The organism is Klebsiella sp. CN_Kp097 (assembly GCF_040064495.1).
Classification (GTDB): Bacteria; Pseudomonadota; Gammaproteobacteria; order Enterobacterales; family Enterobacteriaceae; genus Klebsiella; species Klebsiella aerogenes.
Genome location: NZ_JBEAIL010000005.1, coordinates 236,592 through 254,385 on the forward strand (window position 1 = coordinate 236,592; position 17,794 = coordinate 254,385).

Annotated in this window: 16 protein-coding genes; 9 read left to right on the forward strand and 7 right to left on the reverse strand. The window is 53.5% G+C overall.

The window, feature by feature from the left end:
* Positions 1-8 precede the first annotated feature (8 nt).
* From ABLV07_RS07795 to rmf, 5 genes are all read left to right on the forward strand, one after another.
* Positions 9-1,916 (forward strand): ABC transporter ATP-binding protein, encoded by a 1,908-nt coding sequence (locus ABLV07_RS07795; RefSeq protein ID WP_045412186.1) that lies wholly within the window; start codon positions 9-11, stop codon positions 1,914-1,916.
* 14 nt (positions 1,917-1,930) lie between these two features.
* Entirely contained in the window at positions 1,931-3,199 is a 1,269-nt protein-coding gene (gene pqiA / locus ABLV07_RS07800; RefSeq protein ID WP_045412183.1) for a membrane integrity-associated transporter subunit PqiA, read from the forward strand.
* Entirely contained in the window at positions 3,189-4,826 is a 1,638-nt protein-coding gene (pqiB, locus tag ABLV07_RS07805; protein WP_015704905.1) for an intermembrane transport protein PqiB, read from the forward strand. Before pqiA ends, pqiB begins: the two co-directional genes overlap by 11 nt.
* Positions 4,826-5,389 (forward strand): membrane integrity-associated transporter subunit PqiC, encoded by a 564-nt coding sequence (gene pqiC, locus ABLV07_RS07810; protein WP_015367436.1) that lies wholly within the window; start codon positions 4,826-4,828, stop codon positions 5,387-5,389. The genes pqiB and pqiC overlap by 1 nt, the downstream gene beginning before the upstream one ends.
* Positions 5,390-5,643: 254 nt before the next feature.
* Complete coding sequence (gene rmf, locus ABLV07_RS07815) at positions 5,644-5,811, forward strand: ribosome modulation factor (RefSeq protein WP_015704906.1); 168 nt, start codon at positions 5,644-5,646, stop codon at positions 5,809-5,811.
* Positions 5,812-5,887: 76 nt separating this feature from the next.
* Here the strand turns inward: rmf and fabA are convergent, their stop codons facing one another.
* Positions 5,888-6,406 carry a bifunctional 3-hydroxydecanoyl-ACP dehydratase/trans-2-decenoyl-ACP isomerase gene (fabA, locus tag ABLV07_RS07820; RefSeq protein ID WP_015704907.1) on the reverse strand — a complete coding sequence of 173 codons (519 nt, stop codon included), beginning with the start codon at positions 6,404-6,406 and terminating at the stop codon, positions 5,888-5,890.
* A 69-nt stretch (positions 6,407-6,475) separates the two neighbouring features.
* Positions 6,476-8,233, reverse strand: a complete 1,758-nt coding sequence (locus ABLV07_RS07825; RefSeq protein WP_032711302.1) for a Lon protease family protein — start codon at positions 8,231-8,233, stop codon at positions 6,476-6,478.
* A gap of 185 nt (positions 8,234-8,418) precedes the next feature.
* On the opposite strand from ABLV07_RS07825, the gene matP reads away from it, so the two are divergent.
* Positions 8,419-8,871, forward strand: a complete 453-nt coding sequence (gene matP / locus ABLV07_RS07830; RefSeq protein WP_015367432.1) for a macrodomain Ter protein MatP — start codon at positions 8,419-8,421, stop codon at positions 8,869-8,871.
* 91 nt (positions 8,872-8,962) lie between these two features.
* Here the strand turns inward: matP and ompA are convergent, their stop codons facing one another.
* Entirely contained in the window at positions 8,963-10,015 is a 1,053-nt protein-coding gene (ompA, locus tag ABLV07_RS07835; RefSeq protein ID WP_080473199.1) for a porin OmpA, read from the reverse strand.
* A gap of 352 nt (positions 10,016-10,367) precedes the next feature.
* Positions 10,368-10,877: an SOS-induced cell division inhibitor SulA gene (sulA, locus tag ABLV07_RS07840; protein ID WP_020079240.1), complete on the reverse strand. Its 510-nt coding sequence runs from the start codon at positions 10,875-10,877 to the stop codon at positions 10,368-10,370.
* A 449-nt stretch (positions 10,878-11,326) separates the two neighbouring features.
* Between sulA and ABLV07_RS07845 the strand changes: the two genes are divergently transcribed.
* Entirely contained in the window at positions 11,327-11,950 is a 624-nt protein-coding gene (locus ABLV07_RS07845; RefSeq protein ID WP_026612357.1) for a TfoX/Sxy family DNA transformation protein, read from the forward strand.
* Here ABLV07_RS07845 and yccS read toward each other — a convergent pair.
* Complete coding sequence (yccS, locus tag ABLV07_RS07850; protein WP_020079239.1) at positions 11,938-14,073, reverse strand: YccS family putative transporter; 2,136 nt, start codon at positions 14,071-14,073, stop codon at positions 11,938-11,940. The genes ABLV07_RS07845 and yccS overlap by 13 nt on opposite strands.
* 17 nt (positions 14,074-14,090) lie before the next feature.
* On the reverse strand, positions 14,091-14,537 hold the full coding sequence (locus ABLV07_RS07855; protein ID WP_020079238.1) for a YccF domain-containing protein: 447 nt from the start codon (positions 14,535-14,537) through the stop codon (positions 14,091-14,093).
* Positions 14,538-14,660: 123 nt separating this feature from the next.
* Here ABLV07_RS07855 and helD point away from each other — a divergent pair, with 123 nt between their 5' ends.
* Complete coding sequence (gene helD, locus ABLV07_RS07860; RefSeq protein ID WP_047041726.1) at positions 14,661-16,715, forward strand: DNA helicase IV; 2,055 nt, start codon at positions 14,661-14,663, stop codon at positions 16,713-16,715.
* Positions 16,716-16,745: 30 nt separating this feature from the next.
* On the opposite strand, the gene mgsA is transcribed toward helD, so the two are convergent.
* Entirely contained in the window at positions 16,746-17,204 is a 459-nt protein-coding gene (gene mgsA / locus ABLV07_RS07865; protein WP_015367424.1) for a methylglyoxal synthase, read from the reverse strand.
* Positions 17,205-17,361: 157 nt separating this feature from the next.
* Here mgsA and ABLV07_RS07870 point away from each other — a divergent pair, with 157 nt between their 5' ends.
* On the forward strand, positions 17,362-17,775 hold the full coding sequence (locus tag ABLV07_RS07870; protein ID WP_015704912.1) for a CoA-binding protein: 414 nt from the start codon (positions 17,362-17,364) through the stop codon (positions 17,773-17,775).
* Positions 17,776-17,794 lie beyond the last annotated feature (19 nt).

Genomic DNA, 17,794 nt, shown 5'->3' on the forward strand with positions numbered 1-17,794 from the left:
AATAAAGAATGTCATTGATTAGTATGCACGGCGCCTGGCTTTCGTTCAGCGATGCGCCGCTGCTGGATAATGCTGAACTGCATATCGAAGATAACGAACGCGTCTGCCTGGTAGGGCGTAACGGCGCCGGTAAATCGACCCTGATGAAAATCCTCAACCGCGAGCAGGGTCTGGACGATGGGCGTATTATTTATGAACAGGATCTGATCGTTGCGCGTCTGCAGCAGGATCCTCCGCGTAATGTCGCAGGTACGGTGTACGATTTTGTCGCGGAAGGGATCGCCGAACAGGCGGCGTATCTGAAGGCCTATCATGATGTTTCGCATCAGGTGATGACCGATCCGAGCGATAAAAATTTAAATGAGCTGGCCCGCCTGCAGGAACAGCTGGATAACCTGGGGCTGTGGCAGTTAGATAGCCGTATCAACGAAGTGATCGAGCAGCTTGGCCTTAACGCCGACGCGCAGCTGGCGTCGCTGTCCGGCGGCTGGCTGCGTAAAGCGGCGCTGGGCCGCGCGCTGGTTAGCGGGCCGCGCGTGCTGTTGCTGGATGAACCGACTAACCACCTCGATATCGAAACTATCGACTGGCTGGAAGGGTTCCTCAAATCCTTCAAAGGCACCATTATCTTCATTTCGCACGACCGTTCTTTTATCCGCAATATGGCAACGCGCATTGTCGACCTCGATCGCGGCAAGCTGGTGACCTATCCGGGCAATTACGATCAATATCTGCTGGATAAAGAAGAAGCGCTGCGCGTCGAAGAGCTGCAGAATGCTGAATTCGACCGCAAGCTGGCGCAGGAAGAGGTGTGGATCCGCCAGGGGATTAAAGCGCGTCGTACCCGCAACGAAGGGCGCGTCCGCGCGCTGAAGGCGATGCGTCGCGAGCGCGGCGAACGCCGTGAAGTGATGGGCAGCGCGAAGATGCAGGTCGAGGAGGCTTCTCGCTCCGGCAAAATCGTCTTTGAGATGGAAAACGTCAACTATCAGGTTGACGGCAAAGTGCTGGTCAAAGATTTCTCCGCGCAAATCCAGCGTGGCGACAAGATTGCGCTGATTGGCCCGAACGGCTGCGGTAAAACCACGCTGCTGAAGCTGATGCTCGGCCAGTTGCAGGCCGATAGCGGGCGTATCCACGTCGGTACCAAGCTGGAAGTCGCCTACTTCGATCAGCACCGCGCGGAGTTGGATCCGGACCGCACGGTGATGGATAACCTTGCGGAAGGTAAACAAGAGGTGATGGTTAACGGTAAGCCGCGTCACGTGCTGGGCTATCTGCAGGACTTCCTGTTCCATCCAAAACGGGCGATGACCCCGGTACGCGCGTTGTCCGGCGGGGAGCGTAACCGTCTGCTGCTCGCGCGCTTGTTCCTGAAACCCAGTAACTTATTGATTCTTGATGAACCGACTAACGACCTTGATGTCGAAACGCTGGAACTGCTGGAAGAGCTGATCGATGGCTACCAGGGCACCGTGATGCTGGTGAGCCACGACCGTCAATTTGTTGACAACACCGTGACCGAGTGCTGGATCTTCGAGGGCGGCGGGCGTATCGGCCAATATATCGGCGGTTATCACGACGCGCGCGGACAGCAAGCGCAGTCGCTGGCGAATAAACCGCCGATTGTAAAAAAACCGGCGGAAGTCGCTCAACCGAAAGCAGAAAGTGTCAAACGCTCTGCCAGCAAACTAAGCTATAACCTGCAGCGCGAACTGGAACAGCTGCCGCAGAAGCTGGAAGATCTGGAAACTCAACTGCAGACGCTGCAGGAAAAAGTTGCCGATCCTTCTTTCTTCGGCCAGCCGCATGACCAGACCCAGCAGGTGCTGGCGCAGTTAGCGGAAGCGGAACAGGCCCTGGAAGCGGCCTTTGAACGCTGGGAATATCTCGAAGGACTCAAAAACGGCGCTTAAGCTGAGGAGTGTTCATGTGCGATCATCATCATGCTGCGCGGCACATATTGTGCCCACAATGTGATCTGCTGGTGGCTTTGCCGCCGCTGGAGCATCGCCAGAAAGCCGCATGCCCACGCTGCGGCACCACGCTCACCACATCGTGGGACGCGCCGCGGCAGCGCCCCACGGCCTATGCGCTGGTGGCGCTGTTCATGTTGCTGCTGGCGAACCTGTTTCCTTTTGTTTATATGAAAGTCGGCGGGATCAGCAGCGAAATTGAGCTGCTGGAAATCCCTAATGTGCTGTTCAGCGAGGATTACGCCAGCCTCGGTACGTTCTTTTTACTCTTTGTCCAACTGGTCCCGGCGTTTTGTCTGGTGACCATCTTATTGTTGGTCAATCGCGTTCATATGCCTTCACGCTTGAAGGCGTTTCTGGCGCGGATTTTGTTTCACCTCAAAAGCTGGGGGATGGCGGAGATTTTCCTCGCCGGGGTGCTGGTCAGCTTCGTTAAACTCATGGCCTATGGTGATATCGGCGTTGGGCTGAGCTTTGTTCCCTGGTGTCTGTTCTGCCTGCTGCAATTGCGGGCGTTTCAGTGCGTCGATCGCCGCTGGCTGTGGGACGACATTGCGCCAATGCCGGTCATTAAGCAGCCGCTGCGCCCTGGCGTGCCGGGGCTTCGTCAGGGATTGCGTTCCTGCTCGTGCTGCACGGCGGTGCTGCCAGCGGATGAGAAAGAGTGTCCGCGCTGTCACACCAAAGGTACCCCGCGGCGTAAAAACAGCCTGCAGTGGACGCTGGCGCTGCTGTTGACGTCATTTGTGCTCTATTTACCCGCCAATATTCTGCCGATTATGATTACCGATCTGCTGGGCGATAAAATGCCGTCGACAATCATGGCGGGCGTCGTTCTGCTGTGGAGTGAGGGCTCTTACCCGGTCGCGCTGGTTATCTTTATCGCCAGTATCATGGTGCCGACGTTAAAAATGATCGCTATCGGCTGGCTATGCTGGAGTGCGAACGGAAACGGCGCGCGTGATTCAGAGCGTATGCACCTGATTTATGAAGTGGTTGAATTTGTTGGCCGTTGGTCAATGATCGACGTTTTTGTCATCGCGGTACTCTCGGCGCTGGTGCGTATGGGAGGCTTGATGAATATCTATCCGGCGATAGGCGCGGTGATGTTCGCGCTGGTCGTTGTTATGACCATGTTCTCGGCCATGATGTTTGACCCACGTCTATTGTGGGACCGTGAACCAGATCCAAGCCATGAGGAAATGCAACAGCATGGAAAATAAGAGCGGAGAAGCGAAAGTGCAGAAGGTGAAGAACTGGTCACCGGTCTGGATCTTTCCGATTGTGACTGTGCTCATCGGCGCATGGATACTGTTTTACCACTACAGCCACCAGGGGCCGGAGGTGACGCTTATCACCACCAACGCCGAAGGCATTGAAGGGGGTAAAACGCGTATCAAGAGCCGCAGCGTTGATGTCGGGGTGGTGGAAAGCGCTATCCTGACTGATGACCTGAAACATGTAGAAATTAAAGCGCGTCTGAACTCGGGGATGCAGAAGCTGCTGCATAAAGACTCGGTGTTCTGGGTGGTGAAACCGCAGGTGGGGCGCGAGGGGATTAGCGGCCTCGGCACCTTGCTTTCCGGCGCCTATATCGAATTGCAGCCAGGTAAAGAAGGTTCTGTGGCGCCGCAGTATCCGCTGTTGGATTCGCCGCCATTGGCTTCACCGGATGCCAAAGGCATCCGTGTTCTGCTGGAAAGTAGCAAAGCCGGGCAACTCTCGCCTGGCGATCCGGTGCTGTTCCGCGGCTATCGCGTCGGTTCGGTTGAAACCAGTACCTTTGATACGCAGAAGCGCCGCATCACTTATCAGCTGTTTATCAATGCGCCGAACGACCGTCTGGTGACGACCAACGTTCGCTTCTGGAAAGATAGCGGTATCGCGGTTGACCTCACGTCCGCGGGAATGCGCGTCGAGATGGGATCGCTGTCGACGCTGTTTGGCGGCGGTGTGAGCTTTGACATTCCGGAAGGACTTGATCTCGGCGAGCCGGTGGCGAATAAAACGGAATACCACCTGTTTGACGATCAGAAGAGTATTCAGGATTCGGTGTTCACCCAGCATATTGATTACGTCCTGTTCTTTAAAGATTCAGTGCGTGGTCTGCAGCCAGGGGCGCCGGTTGAATTCCGCGGTATTCGTCTTGGTACCGTCGGCAAAGTGCCGTTCTTTATCCCCGGTTTGAAACAGAGCCTGAACGATGATTATCGTATCCCGGTTGAAATACGTATCGAGCCGGAACGTCTGATCAATCAACTGGGCGGCGATCCGAACATTCGCGCGCATATTGACGATCTGATCAACCGCGGGCTTCGTGCTTCGCTGAAAACCGGCAACCTGGTCACCGGCGCGCTGTATATCGATCTCGACTTCTATCCGAAAGCGCCTCCGCGCGGCAAGATTCAGGAGTTCGGCGGCTATCCGATCATTCCAACCGTCAGCGGCGGTCTGGCACAGATCCAGCAGCGTCTGATGGATGCGCTCGATAAGATTAACAATCTGCCGATTAACCCGCTGCTGGAGCAGGCGACCAGTACCCTGGCGCAGAGCCAGAAAACCATGCAGCGTGTCCAGACTACGCTCGACAACTTGAATAAGATCACTTCAAGCCAGTCGATGCAGCAGCTTCCAGCTGATATGCAGAGTACGTTGCGCGAGTTGAACCGCAGTATGCAGGGCTTCCAGCCTGGCTCGGCGGCCTACAATAAGATGGTTGCGGATATGCAGCGACTGGATCAGGTGCTTCGTGAACTGCAGCCGGTACTGAAAACCCTCAACGACAAGAGCAATGCGCTGGTATTTGAGGCCAAGGATAAAAAAGATCCGCAGCCGAAGGGAGCGAAATAATGAAAAAGTGGTTAGTAGCGGCAGCGGTATGCGTACTGACGGCCTGCAGCAGCGGTGGTGAGAGTAAAACTTACTATCAATTACCGGTAGCAAAGAGCGGCGCGCAAAGCGCCGTCAACCAGAGCAAGAATTTGCTGTGGGTTGAGCAGGTCAGTATCCCTGATTATCTGGCCGGGAATGGCGTGGTTTATCAGACTACCGATGTGCAGTATGTGATTGCTAATAACAATCTGTGGGCGAGCCCGCTGGACCAGCAGTTACGTACCACGCTGGTGGCGAATCTGAGCAATCAACTGCCGGGTTGGGTGGTGGCATCGCAGCCGTTAGGCAGCGAGCAGGATACGCTTAATGTCTCCGTTAGCGGCTTCCACGGCCGCTACGACGGCCGGGTCATTGTTAGCGGTGAATGGCTGCTTAAGCATCAGGGGCAGTTAATCAAGCGTCCGTTCAATATTGAACTTAAGCAACAGCAAGATGGCTATGACGCGATGGTTAAGACCCTGGCGCAGGCCTGGAGCCAGGAAGCCACCGCGATTGCGAGTGAGTTGAACCGCCTGCCATAAGTAAAATTAATAAAATTAAAGCCGCCGCGACCTGAAAAATCGCCGCGGCTTTTTTATTTGCCGCATCAGGTTGATAGTTGTGCTGGCTCACGATTTTTGTACAAATGAACTTTCATATAGCTCACAAATATGACACTGGCGTGAATTTTGCGCATTGACGCTGCCTGCGTTTCGCGGTAAAGGTTATACGTGGTTGCATATTTAGTGACCACTGTTTTCTTTTCCACCAGATCAAATAATGAGGGAAACGAGGCATGAAGAGACAAAAACGAGATCGCCTGGAACGGGCACATCAGCGTGGATATCAGGCCGGCATTACCGGTAGATCGAAAGAAATGTGTCCCTACCAGACCCTTAATCAGAGGTCCCATTGGCTAGGAGGTTGGCGAGAAGCCATGGAGGACAGGGTGCAAACTGCCTGACTGTCTCTTTAAAAAAGAAGCCTTCGCATTGCGAAGGCTTCGCCTTTTGTACTTAAGGATAAGTACGGAAGGTAAATCAGAACGCGGAAGTATCCTGGAACAGACCTACTTTCAGGTCAGTTGCAGAGTAGATCAGACGACCATCTACCAGCACTTCGCCATCCGCCAGGCCCATGATCAGGCGACGGTTTACGATGCGTTTGAAGTGGATACGATAGGTGACTTTTTTCGCCGTTGGCAGAATCTGACCGGTAAATTTCACTTCGCCTACGCCCAGCGCGCGGCCTTTCCCTTCGCCGCCCAGCCAGCCCAGATAGAAGCCAACCAGTTGCCACATTGCGTCCAGACCCAGACAGCCAGGCATTACCGGGTCGCCAATGAAGTGACAACCGAAGAACCACAGGTCTGGGTTGATGTCGAGCTCAGCTTCAACGTAACCTTTGTCGTAGTTGCCGCCGGTTTCGGTCATCTTGACGACGCGGTCCATCATCAGCATGCTCGGCGCCGGCAGTTGCGGGCCTTTCGCGCCAAACAGTTCACCACGACCAGAGGCAAGAAGATCTTCTTTTGTATAGGATTCGCGTTTATCTACCATGTTTTCAGTAAGCCTTATTTTGAGTTCGGGACGCAGGATAGCTAACACGTGTAAGCTGAACAAGTCCGATCAGTTCGAATTTGATCCGCCTAACCAGCGTAGCGGCCATGGAAAACGATGGCGAGTCTCTTGTTGCATCGCCTGCGCAATCCGTTCCTGAATGGTTTGTCGTAGCGTTTGTCCTTCACCATCCCATTGCAGCTGGGTGAGAAGCGGCAGGGCTTCGGTAACGTCGTCAATGGCCCAGATAAAGAACTGTTCGTCAGCCACCGCCTGGCGAAGCTCCTGTGCCAGGCTCAGATGGCGGACGTTGGCAGACGGAATAATAACGCCTTGCTTGCCTGTTAATCCGCGCTGCTGGCAGATGGTGAAGAAACCTTCAATCTTTTCATTCAGTCCGCCGACCGGCTGGACGCGACCGAACTGATCGACCGAGCCGGTAATCGCAATACTCTGGTTAATCGGCACATTGGCCAGCGCGCTGATAAGCGCGCACAGCTCAGCCATTGAGGCGCTATCGCCATCCACTTCACTGTAGGACTGCTCGAAGGTTAGTGAAGCGCTAAATGGCAGCTGCTGTTCAAGTTCGAGCTCGGACATAATAAACGCCTGCATGATCATCATGCCTTTGGCGTGAATATTACCGCCCAGTTCAGCTTTACGCTCAACGTCAATAAATTCGCCGTCGCCGATATGTACCACGCAGCTGATGCGCGAAGGTTCGCCAAAGGCGCGCGGGTGGCCCGGAAACTCGATTACCGACAGGGCATTGATTTGGCCGATGCATTCGCCTTCGGTATCAATCATGATTTGATCGAGAAGAATTTCATCGCGCATCCGCTCGGCAAGATAGCCTTCACGCCATTCACGGCGCTCAAGCATAGTTTGCATCTCCGCGCCGCTAATCCATTCGCCTTCGCAGAAGGCTGCCGCTTCACGCAGCTGACGGCCAATCCAGAGAGGGGAAAGCGGAAGCGTCTCCTGATCGCCGGTGTCGCGCACGCCTTCTTCAATCAGCAGCGGCCATGCGTCAGCCGCCGGCCCCGGCAGCGAAAGCTGACGAGCATGTTGCCAGACCCACTGGCACCAGAGTTTCAGGGTGTCGGCATCGGCTATCTGCAGGTTATCTTCATACTCGCTATAAATGGCCTGCGACGCGAGTTCCGGTTCCATCTCCTGAAAGTCAGCCAGCGCATCACGCTCGCCGATCAGAATGATCCTCAGGTTCAGCGGCATGGAAGGAATGCTAACGGGAAGAGGGCGGGATTCATCAATGGACAACCAGTCAAAGCGCTGACGGGTCACCATGTTCTTCAGGCGCATCCACAGCAGCGGCTGGGCCAGTAGCGCACGCAGGGAGAGCAACAGGACGCCGCCGTTCGCGCGGTGCACCAGACCCGGCTGCAGCGAAATTTCGCCGTTAAACTGGCGTACGCAACCAAAGAGCTGTTCCGCTTCAATCCAGTCGGCCGACTCAACCGGACCGTTGCTGGCAAAATTGTCTTCCGCGCTTTGTGCCGGCGACATGGTTACGTTGCCGCCGTTGACCTGATAGCGTACACCGCATAGCGCTGTCGTGGACTGCTGCAGGCTGCGCGCGGCTTCGGCTACCCAATGCAGATACTCCGGCTCTTCCGGCGCCTTTACCAGCATAAATGATGAAATGGCTGGCGTGATCAGAAGCTGTTCCAGCGCATAAAATAAACGGGGTTGTAGATCGCCGGCGAGGGATGCCTCTGTCTCGGCGAGATTGACCTGGGTAAACAGCGCCTGATAACTTTCCGTATCAGGAGCGAGGTCGTTTCGGGTAAGTTTCGTAATGGTCAAAGTCGCTGTTTTTTAGTCAGATGTAAAACGAGCGATTATACCCGATACCGCGTCTGCGCACACGGAGGATTGCGTTTATCACGCTGATAATGGAATCGTCCACTTCACGAAAGATGATTTATTCTCAGCACATCCAGAAAAAACTGATATCCTGAAATGAGTTACACGGTCACATTGAGATCGCAATGAAATATCAACAACTGGAAAACCTTGAAAGCGGCTGGAAATGGAAATATCTGGTAAAGAAGCACCGGGAAGGTGAGCTGATTACCCGCTACATTGAAGCCAGCGCTGCGCAAGCCGCGGTCGATGTCTTGCTGACGCTCGAAAATGAACCTGTTCTGGTGAATACCTGGATCGATCAGCATATGAATCCGGAGCTCGCTAACCGGATGAAGCAGACTATTCGCGCACGACGCAAGCGTCATTTTAACGCCGAGCATCAGCATACGCGGAAAAAGTCCATCGATCTGGAGTTCGTTGTCTGGCAACGCCTGGCCGGGCTTGCGCAACGGCGAGGCAAGACATTATCAGAAACCATCGTACAGCTAATTGAAGACGCCGAGCATAAAGAAAAATATGCCAGCAAGATGTCGAGCCTGAAGCACGATCTGCAGGTGCTCTTAGGAAAAGAGTAAGTAGCGGCCAACGTTGCTTGAGATTTTCCTCTGAACTCAAAATCAGGCCAAAAAAAACCCCGCATCAGCGGGGTTTTTTATCGTAGGAAACTTAAGCCTGCGGCTGAGTTACTACGTCTTTGTAACCTTTAACTTCGATCGCAACACGACGATCCGGAGCCAGGCAGTCGATCAGTGCAGCGCGAGCTTTCACGTTGTCACAGGTGTTGCCGGTAACCGGATCAGATTCGCCCATACCGCGAGCAGAGATCTTGTTAGCCGGGATGCCTTTAGCTACGAGGTAGTCAACAACGGACTGAGCACGTTTCTCAGACAGTTTCTGGTTGTACTGCTCGGAACCGATGCGGTCGGTGTAACCCAGAACAACTGCAGAACCGTCTTTCGGGTCCATGTTGCTCAGCTGGGTGTACAGCTGATCCAGAGCCTGCTGACCTTCTGGTTTCAGAGTTGCTTTGTTGAAGTTGAACAGTACGTCAGACTTCAGGGTGAAGGTCTTGGTGGTGACTTCCGGAGCCGGAGCTGGAGCCGGAGCTACAACCGGTGCATTGTCTTCCTGACCGAAACGGTAGGAAACACCAACGCTCAGCATGCCGTTGTCCGGACGAACGCCTACAGTGCCAGCGTCGCCGATGTTGTTAACCCACTGGTATTCCAGACGGGTAGCGATGTCACGGGTCATAGCCCACTCAACGCCGCCAGCGAATACTGGGGAAACGCCGGTGTCGTGGTTGTCGCCAGCGATGCTGTTGCTGGAGTCAGCGCGCCATACCATGCCGCCCAGACGGGTGTAGATGTCCAGATCGTCAGTGATCGGGTAACCCAGTTTAGCGGTCAGCTGAACGCCCTGAGCTTTGAATGCGCCGTTAACTTTGTCGCCTTTGTAAGGCATACGGCCCAGCCAGTCGTAACCCATTTCGAAACCGAGGTACGGGTTAACCTGATAACCACCGAACGCACCAGCGCCCAGCTGGCTTTCGTGGGTCGGGCCATTGTTGTTCAGGTTGCTGTTGTACCAGCCGGTGTCATGGAACTGGGACCAACCCAGTTTACCACCTGCATACCAGGTGTTATCTTTCGGAGCGGCCTGCGCTACGGTAGCGAAGCCAGCCAGTGCCACTGCAATCGCGATAGCTGTCTTTTTCATTTTTTGCGCCTCATTATCATCCAAAATTCGCCATGAAGGTACATAAGACCTCACGGTTAAATCCTTCACCGGGGGCGTGACTCGTTGTTAACTATGCTGATACATGCAGCGTAAGCCGATCACCCCTGGCGATGTAAAGTCTACAACTTAGTTAGAAACTTACAAGTGTGAACTCGGTCAGGCATATGAAAAAAAAGGGTTGTATACACAATATTTAACAAATATGGTTAATTTGTGAACGCGGTGAAAAGTCGCAAAACCGCACCACACCGGGATCTCTGTGAAATTAACCACTTTGCGAGAATGGTTTTTGACGAGGCAAAAAAAATTCCAGGATTAATCCTAATTTCACTCAATGATATAAATTTGAGTGAATTTTTAGCCCACTTAATTGTCTCCCAGGCTGGCTTGTATTTCTCACCGGGCGCATGATAAAGCCCATCGCATGACCTTCTTCTGCGGCGAGCGCCAGACGTTCATGTTCTTGTTCAGTAAGTTCATCCGTCAGCCAGCCAATAACCACGCTATAATTCCCGGTACGTAAAGCGCGAATCATCGATTCCAAAGTATTGCAGGGCGACATCTGGTTAATCTGCATCACTTTTGAAAGCGGAAGGCCGGACGACTGTACCCATTCTTTACTCAGCTTTTGCTGCGGGGTGAGCCACAGTTGCCAGCGCGACTGCTGGCCAAGCTGCTGTAATAAAGGTAGCAGCAAAAGCTGCGTCATCATGGGTTGATCTTCGCGATAGACGATTTCACTAATCAGCCCAGTGGCTGAATGTTCGACGACGCTGTGCGAAGGGCGACGTACTGAAGCCGAAGTCAGTGGTGAACGATTTGCGTGAGCTGAAGTAAACATAGTCTATCTCGCCTGTGGGTTACTGTATACATATACAGTATATCTGCCAGGGGGCGTCGTCAACCTCATTTTCCCATTTTTGCATATATTTTATGCGCTCTACCCGGCTATGAATTATCGCTGCGGCGACTTATTTATATGAATTCACTGTCTCTATGCTGAACCCGCAGGCGACATTCTCCTCCGTTAATCTTTACTTCACGGCTGCCGGGCGTGTCCTCAATGGGGCCGATATGCTGTTCATCAATTAACATTGCTTAAGTATTCAGCGAGTCTCTGTAACACAATTTGCAGAATAACTTTTTCCTGAAAGCGCCTCGCAAAACAGCGAGCTGATTGAGATGAAGCCAAAATTCATCTTGCTGCACAAAACGAACTCACTTATTTTCTTCAATAACGGATCCGTTAATAAAATTACTTTTATGTGCATGATTACCAAAGGAATGATCATGAAGAAAATTTCAAAATTACGGTTCCTCCAGTTTCAGGAGTGCCTTTCCCCCTTAGGTAAAATCAGTAGCCGGCCTTTATTCGGCGGGTATAGTCTGGCGATTGAAAATACCGTATTCGCCATGGTGGCTGAGGGCGAAATCTATCTTAGGGTTTGCGAACAAAGCGCCTCTTATCGGGTTGAACATCACAGCCCGATGCTGATGATGCGCAAGAATGGCCGGCCAGTGGCCTTAAAGTATTACCGGATAGATGAAGCACTATGGCAGGACAGTAAAATGCTGTTTCACCTATCGCAGCTGTCATTGCATTCGGCGCGAAGCGAAAAGCAGCATCAGCGTGATTCCGGCAGACTAAAGAATTTGCCTAATATCAGCTTCCATATGGAGTTGATGTTGATCCATGCCGGAATAACCGATGTGAAAATGCTGCGTACACTCGGGGCGGAAAAGAGCTGGTTAAAATTGAGAGAGCATAATAAAGGAATATCAATCAATGTCCTTGAGTCCCTGGCGGGCGCGATTGCCGGCATTCATTCCGCCGCGCTCCCGGCGCAGCGGCGCCAGGAGCTACGGGAGTGGGCTAATACACAAGGATACAGCGTGGAGGATTATTCCGGTTGACCAGCAATCCGGCGCTGCAGACGACATATTTCCGGCAGCAGTGCGAGCAGTAGCCCAATCTGCTGCAGGACCAATGGTTCTTTACTGTCGGCTCGCGGCTCCAGATGTTGAATTCGCGATTGCAGGTTGCTGAGCGCCTGCTGAACACGCTGTTCGTCTGCGGGAGAATGATGCAGCGCATCATCGACGTAGCAGACGGCATCATCGAGTAACGCCAGTATTTCCGGAGTCGTCAGTTTTTCCCTGTGCGCCCCCAACGCGGAAATATAGCTGGTAAAGGTATGGTTAAGACACAACAGGCGGAATGCCGTTTCACGCATCGTGGTGTCGGCTTTAGGCTCTGTGGATAAATTTGATACCACTGATGCCAGTTCGCTATCCCGGTTATGTGCGTTACGCCGGGCAACGCGATACTCAAGACGGTTATCGCGCCCCTGATGATACTGCTCGAGAATAGCGTCAAGATAACGGCAGTTAGCGTTGATGGCCTGATCCAGTACGCGAGGTAAGTTACGGAAGTTCCAGTCAGGCCAGATAAAGGTCACTGCCGCCCAGGCGATGGCGCAGCCGATCAGCGTATCAAGGATACGCGGTAAAGCGACTTCGAATCCTTCACCTAACAGGTTAAAGCACAGCAGTACCAGCAGCGTGATAAACATAGTGGCGTGCGCATACTGCACGTTGCGAAAAGCGAAAAACAGCACGCCGGTTAGTACAATGAGCAGCAGCTGGCCTTCAACCGAGGGAACCAGCAGCAGCACCGGTAGGCCGATCGCGACGCCAATCAATGTACCGATGATCCTTAACGCCAGACGATGCCGGGTCGCGTTATAGTTCGGCTGACAAACAAACAGGCTGGTAAGCAGAATCCAGTAACCGTGGTTGAGGCCGGTAAACTGAATGAACGCATAGCCCGCGCACAGCACCAGTGACATTCGCACCGCGTGGCGGAAAAGCGCCGATTCCGGCGTCATATTGCTGCGCAGTCGTAACCAGATATCGCTAAACCCGCTAGGGCGATCGTCGGCAAGCAGATTTTCGGGATGGTTGCTGGCCAGCACGCTGGTCTGCACCGATTCGATAGTTGCCAATTGCGCATCAATAGCGCGTAGGTTATTGAGCAGAAAACCCAGCGCTTTGACCTGATCTTGCGGCGCGCCGCTGGCGCGGACGCGATCCAGCGCCGCGTCCAGATGCATAAAGGCGCGTTCAAAGTGCGCATCATGCTGATACGGGATGCGTAAGAGAATGGCGCGGGAAAGTTTTTGACAGGCCTGCGCCTGCATTGACAACATCCGTTGGAAACGGAACATCACATCGCTGTAGCGGAAATGGTCGCGAAGCGTCTGATACTGAATATGTGATGAGCTGGCACGCTCATGAATGTCCTGGGCGACGAAATAATACTGAAGGGTGCGACGAGTGCCGCGTTGCCCGCGGTCGCCGCGCAGGCGTGTCAGTAAAGACGCTTTCGTCTGGTTAAGCATCGCAACCAGCTTGCCGTTAGCGAGCGCCAGATCGTACAACGGGGCCTGACTTTCATCTTCGATATCCGGATCGAACAGTCGGGATTTAAGTTCAAGGTATTGGGCCAGCTGTTCATAGCTGCGCGCAAGATTATCCTGCAGTGGGCGGATGGGAAAAATAAGATGCCCTGCGAGCGTCAATACGTTGTACCAGATGGCGCCAGCCAGCAAAAAGAGCGGCTGCAGGTACCAACTGTTATACAGAGTGACCCCTAACATGGTGTAGATAGCGATCAGTAAGGCGCCGAAAGCAATGGTGGCATAGCGTTGACCCAGCCCGCCGAGCAGGATAAAACCCGTCGTGGACAGGGTTAACCCAATAGCAAACAGCCACGGCCATGGAAACAGTAACTCCACCGACGCGGAGGCAATAAAGAAGCAGACCAGCGTAATAGCGAGATTACGTAACCGCCCGGTAAGGCGATCGTCGAGGTCGGTCAACGCCGCGGCAACCACCCCAAGCGTTAACGGGATGGTGAGTTTGACTTCGCCAATCCACCACGGCGCAACCGTGGTGCCACAAAGCGCAATAAATATCCTGGCGTTATATAGCCAGGCGCTATTCCATGTATAACGGCGGAGCAGGGGGCTTAACATAACAGTGTTCCGTACAATTACTGAAAGCGACGGCGGGCGTTGGCTTCGCGCGCGGCGCGAGCCGTTTCAACGGAGACCACGCGGCGTCCTACCGGCCAAAGTGCAATGGCGGCAATTTTAAAATTGGCGATCCCCACGGGGATACCAATGATGGTCAGGCACTGCGCAATACCGCTGAAAATATGCATCAGGCACAGCCACCAACCGAAGAACATGAACCACAAAATATTCAAAATAGTGCCGCCCGCGTTCAGTAAACTGTTTTTTGCTTCAGGTTCCAGTTCATCAACATGAATGGCTTCATTACCGTAGGGGAACAGCGATAGCCTGGTGATTTCCCAACATGAACGCGTCAGCGGTAACGTGAAGATCAAAATAATACTGACCAGCGTCGCCAGTAGCCAACCGAGCGTGGTGGCGAAACCGCCAAGAACAAAGTTCAAAATATTCAGAATGGTACGCATAAACCCTCTGGTTAACCCTGTGGATAATAAGACCCGGCAATTGTAACGTTTTTTTGCGCTGGAGCACCTGCTCGCGGGCGGTTAAACTTAAATACATTCAAACTGATTGAAATTTGGCGATATATGGAACTTAAAGCGACAACATTGGGCAAACGCATGGCACAGCATCCTTATGATCGGGTGCAGTTGCTTAATGCCGGGGTCAAAGTCTCAGGCGATCGTCATGAGTATCTTATACCTTTCAATCAGTTATTGTCAGTTCAATGTAAGCGTGGCCTTGTGTGGGGCGAGCTGGAGTTCGTGCTGCCGGAAAGCAAAGTTGTGCGTTTGCATGGTACCGAATGGACTGAGACGCAGCATTTCTTTCATCATCTCAATAATCTCTGGCAGCAGTGGAGCGCGGAGATGAGCGAAATCGCCGCGGACTTGCTGCGCCAGCAGTTAAGTGAAATTGAACGAGCCAGCGCCGAAGGTAAGTGGTTGACGCGCCAGCAGGTCGCGGACGTGCAGGATAAAATCCGCCGGGCTTTAACCGGGTTGCCTTTCCCTGAGAGCCGTCTGGATGAATTCGATAATTGCCGCGAACTGTGGCGCCAGTGCCAATGTTGGCTTAGCGATATCGACGAGGCTCGCCTGGCGCATAATCAAGCCTATACCGAAGCTATGCTGGAACAGTATCGCGGTTTCTTCGATAAGATTGAGTCTTCGCCGCTCAACCCGGCGCAGGCGCGGGCGGTGGTTAACGGCGAGCGTTCGCTGCTGGTTCTTGCTGGCGCCGGTAGCGGCAAAACGTCGGTACTGGTCGCTCGTGCCGGGTGGTTATTAAATCGCGGCGAAGCAGCGGCGGATCAGATCCTCCTACTGGCCTTTGGCCGTCAGGCGGCTCAGGAAATGGATGAACGTATTCAGGAGCGGTTGGGAACTGACGAGATTGCCGCGCGAACTTTCCATTCACTGGCGTTACATATTATTCAGCAGGGCAGCAAGAAAGTGCCGGCGATCAGTAAGCTGGAAAACGATACAGCCGCCCGGCAAAAGCTATTGTTGAAGGCCTGGCAGCAGCAGTGTCAGGAGAAAAAAGCGCAGGCCAAAGGCTGGCGTCAGTGGCTGGTGGATGAGATGGAGTGGCAGATTGACGAAGGCGATTTCTGGCAGGATCGTGCGCTGCTGCGCCGCCTGGCCGGCCGCCTTGACCGCTGGGTTAGTTTAATGCGCATGCACGGCGGCTCGCAGGCGGAGATGATCGCCAGCGCCCCTGAAGAAGTCCGCGATCTTTTTAATAAGCGTGTGAAACTGATGGCCCCGCTGCTGAAAGCCTGGAAAGCAGCGTTGAAAGAGGAAAATGCCGTTGATTTCTCCGGGCTTATACACCAGGCGGTTAACATACTGGATAAAGGCCGTTTTGTGAGCCCCTGGAAACATATTCTGGTTGATGAGTTTCAGGATATCTCTCCACAGCGTGCAGAACTACTGGCGGCGCTGCGTCGGCAAAATAAACAGACAACGTTATTTGCCGTGGGTGACGATTGGCAGGCGATTTATCGCTTCAGCGGCGCGCAGCTCTCTTTAACCACGGCATTTAACCACTACTTTGGTGAAGGGGACTGTTGTGCGCTGGATACCACCTATCGATTTAACGGTCGTATCGGCGAGATTGCCAACGGTTTTATTCAGCAAAACCCGCATCAACTGGCTAAACCGCTGAATAGCCTCACGGCTGGCGATAAGAAAGCGGTGACCCTGCTGCCTGACGATAAACTCGACGATCTGCTCGACAAGTTGAGCGGCTACGTTAAACCCGAACAGCGAATTTTGCTGCTGGCGCGCTATCACCATCTGAAGCCCGCCGCGCTGGAAAAGGCCGCGACCCGCTGGCCGCATCTGCAGCTAGATTTTATGACAATTCATGCCAGCAAAGGCCAGCAGGCTGACTTTGTTATTGTGTTGGGCCTGCAGGAGGGGGATGACGCCTTCCCGGCGCCGGCAAGAGAGTCGGTAATGGAACAAGCGTTGTTGCCACAGCCGGAAGATTTCCCGGATGCTGAAGAGCGTCGGCTACTGTATGTGGCGATAACCCGCGCTCGCCTGCGGGTCTGGCTGCTGTTCAATAAAGAACGGCCTTCGTCATTTGTTGAGATACTGCAGGAACTGGGCGTGCCGGTAGCGCGAAAGCCCTGATCGTCGGCGGCCATCAGGCCGCCGTGGGGATTACTTCAGGCGCTCGGCAAGGTAGCGTTGGTAATCAGGGATTAAAATTTCAATCGGTTGATTAAAGTCCGGCGACTGGATAATAAAGTCAGCGGTGGCGGCATTCGTGGCTACCGGGATATTCCACACCGTCGCCAGACGCAGGAGCGCTTTGACGTCAGGATCGTGAGGTACCGCATTGAGCGGATCCCAGAAGAAGATCAGTACATCAATTTTCCCTTCCGAAATCAGCGCGCCTACCTGCTGGTCGCCGCCCATCGGTCCGCTCAGCATCGCTTTCACTTCCAGCCCGGTGGCGCGTGAGACCAGATTGCCGGTGGTCCCGGTTGCATAGAGCTGGTGCTGAGCCAGTAGCGCCTGGTGACGTTCGACCCATTTCATCAGCAGATCTTTGCAGTGATCGTGTGCTACCAGCGCGATATGTTTGCGTGCGGGTAAGGTGCGTGTTGTCAGTTCCATAATTGGGTTCCACTTATATTAACCTGCAGACAGAGTACTGGAAGTGACTGATGCTGCAAGCGTCGGAAAGAAAAATTTTGCCGTATCTGTGAGTTAGGCTTGATGGCTGGTTTACATGGATTAGCTTACACTAGGGCTAAAGCGCAGGAGGATTATGATGAAAGAGAACGATATTGCTAGCATTCTGACCACCACCCGGACGATTGCGCTGGTAGGCGCCAGCGACAAACCCGATCGCCCGAGCTATCGGGTAATGAAATATCTGCTGGAACAGGGCTACCACGTCATTCCGGTTTCACCGAAGGTCGCAGGTAAAACCCTACTTGGTCAACAAGGCTACGCAACCCTGGCGGAAGTTCCGGAAAAAGTCGATATGGTTGATGTGTTCCGCAACTCTGAAGCGGCGTGGGGTGTGGCGCAAGAGGCGGTTGCCATCGGGGCAAAGACGTTGTGGATGCAGCTCGGCGTGATTAATGAACAGGCGGCGGTGATGGCGCGTGAAGCGGGATTAAATGTGGTTATGGACCGTTGTCCGGCTATTGAAATTCCCCGACTAGGGTTAGCGAAGTAAAATAAAACCCCGCATTTGC